General features: G+C 70.9%; 7 protein-coding genes. 5 read left to right on the plus strand and 2 right to left on the minus strand.

The window, feature by feature from the left end; all coding sequences use genetic code 11:
* Positions 1 to 40 precede the first annotated feature (40 nt).
* From DEJ04_RS06835 to DEJ04_RS06845, 3 genes are all read left to right on the plus strand, one after another.
* The gene (locus tag DEJ04_RS06835) at positions 41 to 1,729 is read left to right on the plus strand and encodes a sodium:proton antiporter (RefSeq protein WP_027464738.1); all 1,689 of its coding nucleotides are present in this window, start codon (positions 41 to 43) and stop codon (positions 1,727 to 1,729) included.
* A gap of 229 nt (positions 1,730 to 1,958) precedes the next feature.
* On the plus strand, positions 1,959 to 3,260 hold the full coding sequence (locus DEJ04_RS06840) for an ABC transporter permease (RefSeq protein WP_071405578.1): 1,302 nt from the start codon (positions 1,959 to 1,961) through the stop codon (positions 3,258 to 3,260).
* Between the two features lie 16 nt (positions 3,261 to 3,276).
* Positions 3,277 to 3,564, plus strand: coding sequence for a hypothetical protein (locus DEJ04_RS06845; protein WP_110864711.1), 288 nt, complete (start codon positions 3,277 to 3,279; stop codon positions 3,562 to 3,564).
* 24 nt (positions 3,565 to 3,588) lie between these two features.
* Here DEJ04_RS06845 and DEJ04_RS06850 read toward each other — a convergent pair whose 3' ends face one another.
* Entirely contained in the window at positions 3,589 to 4,113 is a 525-nt protein-coding gene (locus DEJ04_RS06850; protein ID WP_181437753.1) for an 8-oxo-dGTP diphosphatase, read from the minus strand.
* A gap of 64 nt (positions 4,114 to 4,177) precedes the next feature.
* On the opposite strand from DEJ04_RS06850, the gene DEJ04_RS06855 reads away from it, so the two are divergent.
* Together DEJ04_RS06855 and DEJ04_RS06860 are read left to right on the plus strand one after the other, a co-directional pair.
* Positions 4,178 to 4,528: a tryptophan synthase subunit alpha gene (locus DEJ04_RS06855; RefSeq protein ID WP_111038858.1), complete on the plus strand. Its 351-nt coding sequence runs from the start codon at positions 4,178 to 4,180 to the stop codon at positions 4,526 to 4,528.
* Positions 4,529 to 4,547: 19 nt separating this feature from the next.
* Positions 4,548 to 5,438 (plus strand): aminodeoxychorismate lyase, encoded by an 891-nt coding sequence (locus tag DEJ04_RS06860; RefSeq protein WP_111046617.1) that lies wholly within the window; start codon positions 4,548 to 4,550, stop codon positions 5,436 to 5,438.
* An 88-nt stretch (positions 5,439 to 5,526) separates the two neighbouring features.
* Here DEJ04_RS06860 and DEJ04_RS06865 read toward each other — a convergent pair whose 3' ends face one another.
* Positions 5,527 to 6,726 carry an amidohydrolase gene (locus tag DEJ04_RS06865; protein ID WP_111046618.1) on the minus strand — a complete coding sequence of 400 codons (1,200 nt, stop codon included), beginning with the start codon at positions 6,724 to 6,726 and terminating at the stop codon, positions 5,527 to 5,529.
* Positions 6,727 to 6,845 lie beyond the last annotated feature (119 nt).

Consider the following 6,845-nt stretch of genomic DNA (forward strand, 5'->3'; position numbering starts at 1 on the left):
TCGTTCAGCTTCGGAACCATGCCGATGGGAGAATGCGTCCATGGACACCGCTGAGCTCCTCATCCTGCTGATCGGATCGCTCGCGGTGACGGGGTTCGCCCGAGCCAAGGGGCTCCCCGCTCCGCTGCTCGTCACGGCGGTCGCCCTGGCCGCCTCGTTCCTGCCCGGGCTGCCGCCGATGGAGATCGACTCCGAGGTCATCCTCACGGTGATCCTGCCGCCGCTGCTCTACTCGGCGGCCCTCGACGTGTCGTGGCAGAGCTTCCGCGGCTCGATCAAGCAGATCCGACGGCTCGGCATCTTCCTGGTGATCGTCACCGCCCTGGTCGTCGGCGGGGTGGCGTACCTGCTCATCCCGGACATGACGCTGCCCGCGGCGATCCTGCTCGGCGCGATCGTCGCCCCGCCGGACGCGGTGTCCGCCGCCGCGATCGGCCGGAAGCTCGGACTCCCCCGCCGTGTCATGACCGTGCTGTCCGGCGAGAGCCTGATCAACGACGCGGCCTCGCTGACCCTGGTGCGGGTGTTCACGCTCATCATCGCGGGCACGTCGCTGACCATCTGGCAGGACCTCGGCATCTTCGGCCTGGCGATCGGCGTCGGTCTGGTCGTCGGCATCGTGCTCGGCGTCGTCGTGCACTGGATCCGGATGCGCATCAACGACCCCGTGGTCGAGACGATCATGAGCATCCTGCTGCCCTTCGTCGCCTACATCCTCGCCGAGGACCTGTCCGGCTCCGGCGTCATCGCGGTCGTCACGGCCGGCCTGTACATCGGCTACAACTCGCCGAAGGAGGGCTACGCCACCCGCCTGCAGGAGCGCCCGCTCTGGACGAGCATCGACGTCATCCTCGAGGGCTTCGTGTTCGCGCTCATCGGCCTGCAGCTCAACACCGTCGTGCAGGACCTGGTCGAGAGCGAGCGGAGCCTCGGGCAGACGCTCACCGCTGCGGCCGTCGTGCTCGCGGTGGTGATCCTGGTCCGGCCGCTGTTCGTGTTCGAGTCCTACGCGCGCAACCGGTTCAACGGGAAGTGGCTCCGGCCGCTGCGGATCAAGCTGTCCCGCGGGCACCCGTCGCTGCGCTGGATGCGCGGTTCCGCGGAGCCGAAGCTCAACTGGCGGGAGCTCACCGTCATCTCGTGGACGGGCATGCGCGGTGTGGTGACCCTGGCCGCAGCGGTGTCGGTCGTGGCCAGCCCGACGCAGATCCCGGCGCAGGACACGATCTTCATCATCGCGTTCTTCGTCACCGTCGGCACCCTGCTGCTGCAGGGACTCACCCTGCCGTTCGTCATCCGCGCGCTCAAGGTGCAGGACCCGGCCGAGGGCGAGGAGGACGTGCGCAGCGAGATGCGACTCAACCAGCGCACGACCGAGGCCGCGATCGAGCTGCTCGAGAAGCGGCGTCCGGCGTGGGCGAAGCAGTACGGCTCGGAGGCTGTCGACTCGGTGGTGAACCGTCTGAAGGCGCGACTCGAGCGTCAGGCAGAGACGTTCCGTCAGGACGCCGAGGAAGAAGAGGACGAGGGGCGGAACGTCGCACTGCGCCTCCGGGGCTCCCAGATCCAGGACATCCGGCGCGAGCTCCTCGACCGCCGCCGCGAGATCGTGCTCGAGGAGCGGGAGAAGGGGAACCTCGACGAGGAGGTCATGCGCCGTGTGCTCGTGACCCTCGACGCCGAGGAGCTCGCGATGGACTCGGCGCAGGCGTCGCGCAGTCGCTCCTGAGCACCCCGGGCGTATCCTGGCGCTCCGATCGAGAGCAGGAGCAGAGCGCCGAGTGAGCACGCCGCGGAACGACGTCCCCAGGAACGACGACGGACCGGAGCGCCCCGGCGGTTCTCGTCCCACGCCGCCGAAGCCGCGTGGGACCAGGCCCTCCGCACGTGGGACCAAGCCGCGTCGTGGCGGCAAGGTCGCCGGGCACACGCGTTCGGGACCCCGGCGACAGGCTCCGGTGCCCGCGCCCCAGCAGCACGGCGCCTACCGCCGGTGGTACTCGACCCTGCACCCGTCGCTGCAGCTGATCGGCCTGCAGCTCTGGATGCCGCTGTTCTTCATCGTCGGGTTCTGCCTGTGCTACGTCTTCGCGTTCCACGCCCCGCACCCGCACGACGTCCCGATCGCCCTGATCGGCAGCGACCCGGCGTTCGTGCAGGCGGTGCAGCAGGCGTTGCCCGGCGAGTTCGTGTTCCACACGTACGACTCGCTCGCGCAGGCGAAGCGCGACGTGGTGGGTGGCTCGATGGCGGTCGCGTACGACCCCGCTGCGAACGAGTTCTTCAAGGCGAGCGCGCACCAGTTCCAGGTCGCGAGCCTCGTCCCGGCCACCCTCACCGCGGTACTGACCGGCCTGGGCGTGGCGACCCCGAAGGTCACCGAGCTCGCACCGCTGCCCGCCTGGGACGAGTACGGCACCGTCGCGATGTACGTCATGCTCGCGTGGTGCATCGGCGGCTACATGGTCGCGATGTTCATCGGCATCATGGGCGGCCCGCTCCGGCACCGCACCCGGATGACGGTCATCGTCGTCGGCGGCCTCGTCATCTCGCTCATCACGAACACGCTCGCCGGGCCCGTGCTCGGCGCCATCCACGGGCACTGGATCCAGCTCGTGCTCATCGCCTGGGGCTGGATCGTGGCGATCGGCCTGGCGGTGAACGGCCTGAGCTACTTCGTCGGCCGGTTCATCGCCGCACCCGCGATGATCTGCTTCGTCTTCCTGTCCATGCCGTCGTCCGGCGGCGCCTACCCGAAGTGGTTCATGCCCGAGCCCTTCGCCTGGCTGAACAACGTCGTCGTCGGCTCGAGCATGGTCGACATGATCAAGCACCAGGTCTACGGCGTCGGCCCCGGCCCGGCCCGCGGCCTGATCACGATGGCCTGCTACGCCACGGCCGGCCTGGTGCTGATGTACTTCGGCAAGAAGTGGTGGGAGCGCCGACGGATCCGGGCGATCGTCACCGGCCGGACCACGATGTTCCAGGACGCCAACACCGCCAACCGCGAGTTCCTCGGCGGGCAGCGCGACGCCGAGCTCGAGCGCCACGGCCTGACCTCCACCGAGACCGGCACCCTGAGCGTGCTGCGGGACGACGACTGGGAGGACGACCGCACCGGTGGTGACGTCTTCACCGGCGGTCGCGACGGCCTCGAGCCGGATGCGACGCCGACCGGTCGCATCGCCGTGCAGCGCCCCGCGAACCGGAAGGAACCGCGACCAGCGGCGGCTCCGCACGGCAAGCACGCCGACCGCTGACGCGTATCCTGATCGGATGAACCCGCGCATCACCTGGCACCGCGTCCTCATCACCGTCGTCGTCGTGTTCCTCGTGATGACGGTCGGCTTCTACGCCGCGAGCGTCCTGCTCGCGCCCGCCGACGGCCGCGGCACCGCCGGGCTGTTCGTCGGGTGGGCGATGTTCTCGATGATCGGCGCGATCGTCGTCGGCATCATCGACTTCTTCGTGCGGCCCCTGGGTGGCCGGAGCGGCGACGCCGACGTCATGGCCGCCGCCGAGGAAGCGCGCACCGGCAGCACCCGCACCCAGCAGCCGCGCTAGCAGCAAGCAGCAAGCAGCAAGCAGCTACTCACCCACGCCCGCGCCGACGCCCGTCCCGGTGAACCCGGCGACCGTCGCGTCGTCCTCGGCGAACGTGAAGCGCGCCCGGACGTTGCCGCCCGCGAGCACCCCCGGCAACCAGTAGCGGGCGTCGTCCCACATCGCGTCGTAGGGCACGGTGTCGACCGGGATCCACCGCGGCTCCAGTTCGTCGGAGCCCGACGGGTCTCCCTGCCAGCGGCGGCAGACGAAGACGTCCGAGACCTGGGACCAGGACGGTCGGTACGGGAACCGGTAGTCCAACGTGCCACGGGCCTCCAGGTCGACCGCGTCGATCCGCAGGCCGACCTCTTCACGCACCTCGCGCACGGCGGTCTCGACCGCCGACTCGCCGGGCTCGCGCTTGCCGCCGGGGCCGACCAGACGGCCCGTGCCGAGGCCGCGGCGCTTCTCCCCCAGCAGGACCTCGGGGCCTGCCTCGCCGTCGCGCAGCAGGTACACGACCACCACCCGGGGATGCTGGGACTTGCTCTCGTCGCGAAGGGTCACGCGTCCAGTGTGACCGATGGAGTGTCGTACGCTTTTCCCATGGCAGGCGTGCTGCGGGGGCACCATGGCTGAGCCCCGCAGGACCGGGCGCAGCCTCGAAGTGCTGCGCGCCGAGGCCGCCGAGGAGATCTCGATGCTCGTCGAGCACCGGAGCCGTCAGGGTGAGGACCCGTGGGAGTTCATGCCGACGCTCCCCACCGTCGACGAGCAGGTCGTGCTGATCCTGCGCGCGGACGCCGTCGACCTGGACGAGGCGATCGGCAAGCGGCACGCACAGTGGTCGAGCCACCCGGCGTCGGGGCAGGGCACCAAGCTGGGCGAGGAGTACCACCGGCTGCGCCGGATCGCGCTGCAGCACCCCGAGCTGACGCCCGCCGTGTGGAAGCTGCTGGGCGCGCTGCCCGAAGCCGGCTGAGCTGCGGTTGGATGGACGCATGACCGAAACCGTGCTCGCCGTCCTCAACCAGCCCTCCCGCGACGCCGCGCCGCACGACCCCGCGGCCGACGCCTTCAGCTGGGCGAAGCCGCTCGAGGAGCACGTGCAGGTGCAGGACCTCGGCGTGACGCGCGGCGACGGCGTGTTCGAGACGATCACGGTGATCGACGGCCGGCCCCAGGCCCTCGAGGCGCACCTCGCCCGCTTCGGCCGCTCCGCCGCGATGCTCGACCTGCCCACCCCGGACCCGGAGGCCTGGCGCCAGGCCATCGAGGCCGTCTGCGCCCGCCTCGACCCGGTGCGGGAGGCCTTCGCCAAGACCGTCCTGACCCGCGGCGTCGAGGGCACCGACCGTCCGACCGGGTGGGTCTACGCCGCGCCGTCGGGCGACTCCACGGCCGCACGCACCGAGGGCATCTCCGTCGTCGTCCTGGACCGCGGGTACCGGCACGACGTCGAGCGCACCTCGCCGTGGCTGCTGCAGGGCGCGAAGACGCTGTCGTACGGCGTCAACATGGCCGCCCTGCGCGAGGCCGTCCGCCGCGGCGCCGATGACGCCCTGTTCGTCTCGAGCGACGGCTACGTGCTCGAGGGCACGCGCGCCAACCTCATCATGAAGGTCGGCGACCGGCTCGTCACGCCCCGCACCGACATCGGGATCCTGGCCGGCACGACGCAGGCCGACGTGTTCCGCTTCGCCGAGCAGGAGGGCATCGAGACCGCCTACGAACTCGTCACCCTCGCCGACCTGGCGGCGGCGGACGCGCTCTGGCTCGTGTCGAGCGTGCGGCAGGCTGCGCCGATCCGTTCGGTGAACGGCGACGTGCGTCCGATCGACGCGGAGCTCACGACGCGCATCAACGACTTCCTGCTGGCGCGCGAGGTCTGAGCACGCGGCGCCCCCGGCGCAACGGCCTGGAGGCCCGGATCGCGACCCGCAGGCACGTCGCGATCCGGGCCTCCAGGCTGTGCACCCGCTACCAGCGCGGGGTGGTGACGCCGGCCCCGTCGGCCCACGCGAAGACGGGCTTGCCGTCGATCCAGACGCGCGTCGCGCGGCTGGTCGCGTCGAGCGGGTCGCCGTCCCAGAGCACGAGGTCGGCGTCGTAGCCCTCGGCCAGGCGACCGACGCGGTCCCCGAACCCGAGGAACTCGGCCGGGTTGACGGTGAGCGCCTCGAGTGCGGTCTGGGCGGGCAGGCCCTCCTTCACGGCGGCGGTCGCCTGGTCGACGAGCATGTTGATCGGCACGACCGGCGCGTCCGTCGTGATCGCGACCCGGACCCCGGCTGCCGCGATCGTGGCGAGGTTCGGGATGCCGCGGTCGCGGAGCTCGACCTTCGAGCGGCTGGTGAAGAGCGGGCCGTAGATGACCGGGATGTCCTTGGCGGCCAGCACGTCGGCGATCTTGTGCGCCTCGGTGCCGTGGTTCACGACGAGGCGGTAGCCGAACTCCTCGGACAGGCGGATCGCGGTGGCGATGTCGTCGTGGCGGTGGGTGTGCTGGTCCCAGACGAGCTCGCCGTCGAGCACCCGGACGAGCGTCTCCTTCGTCAGGTCGCGGGCGAACGGCTCGTCCTTCGCGGCTGCGGCGTCGCGGGCGGCCTTGTAGTTCTGCGCCTCCACGAAGGCGTCGCGGATGATCTTCGCGACACCGAGCCGGGTCGAGGGCGTCTGGCCCTTGCCGCCGTAGACGCGCTTCGGGTTCTCGCCGAGGGCGCTCTTCACGCTCACTGAGTCGGAGATGAGCTGCTCGTCGATCGTCCGGCCGCCCCAGGTCTTGATGGCGACGCTCTGGCCGCCGATCGGGTTGCCGGAGCCGGGCTTGACGACGATGCTCGTGATCCCGCCGGCGAGCGCGTCCCGGAAGCCCTCGTCCTCGATGTCGATCGCGTCGATCGCGCGGACCCCGGCCATGTTCGGGGCGGTCATCTCGTTCGTGTCGTTGCCGGCCTCGCCGTTGGCCTCCTCGTGGATGCCGACGTGGCCGTGCGCCTCGACGAAGCCGGGGACGAGCCACGAACCGGTGACGTCGATGACCGTCATCCCCTCGGGCGGGGAGACGTCCGGACCGATCGCGGTGATCCGGCCGTCCTCGACGACGACCGCGCCGCCGTCGAAGGCTGGAGCGGAGACGGGGACGACGTGGGCACCGGTGATCGCGAAGGAGTTGCTCATGGCACCAACGGTACGCGGGGGCGCGGTCGTCGTCGAGGACGGCCGGATCACCGCGATCGGTCCGGACGTCTCCCCGCCCGAGGGGATGACGGTCATCGACGTCACCGGTTCGTGGCTCG

It is taken from the genome of Curtobacterium sp. MCLR17_044 (assembly GCF_003234435.1).
GTDB classification, from domain to species: domain Bacteria; phylum Actinomycetota; class Actinomycetes; order Actinomycetales; family Microbacteriaceae; genus Curtobacterium; species Curtobacterium flaccumfaciens.